The sequence below is a fragment of the Pseudomonas sp. PA-7-1E genome (assembly GCF_021605325.1).
Taxonomy (GTDB): domain Bacteria; phylum Pseudomonadota; class Gammaproteobacteria; order Pseudomonadales; family Pseudomonadaceae; genus Aquipseudomonas; species Aquipseudomonas fluorescens_BV.
In genome coordinates, this window is record NZ_WKFA01000142.1 from 1 (window position 1) to 555 (window position 555).

The 555-nt window shown below is 57.8% G+C and carries 1 protein-coding gene; it reads right to left on the reverse strand.

Annotated elements, in window-relative coordinates:
• Window positions 1-17 precede the first annotated feature (17 nt).
• Window positions 18-555: UPF0149 family protein (locus GIW79_RS29585; protein ID WP_236477482.1), on the reverse strand; the 538-nt coding region annotated here is incomplete at its 5' end.

Consider the following 555-nt stretch of genomic DNA (forward strand, 5'->3'; position numbering starts at 1 on the left):
AGCTCGCTCCTACTGCCTTAGCGCTGGCTCAACCAGTAGTCATGCAGCGCCCGTGCAGCCGGTTCGATTTCGCTGATCTGCAGTTGATGGGCGTTTACATCCAGGTCTGCCGGCAGTTCGAAATTGTCCTGTTCGGCGCAGCAGGAAATCCGCTCCAGTTGCCCGGCTTGTACAGCGGGCAATGGCGGCCAGTTGGCGATTGTCACGCCGCGCACATAACCAAAGCACCATTCCTCGGCAAGGGTCACCGCCTGGTCTTGATGTTCGGTTTCATCGAAACGGGCTTTGAATGCCTGGGAGTCAGTGGCCAATTGTGCGGCCAGGGTATTCATATGGCGTACACACAGCTCAAGAAAAGCCTGGGCCTCGTCCATGTTGTCCCATTCAGGGTTTTGCCCACCCCAGATTGCCGGGAACCACTCGGCCACATCCACCTTGGCCGGGCTGGAAACCAGGGCGGTGAAATAACCGTCGAGTTCGGCCATGTTCAGCACCGAGTGGTCTTCGCCGTATTTGAGCAAGGTGGCGTCAATGAATTCGAAATCGGCGGGAGCG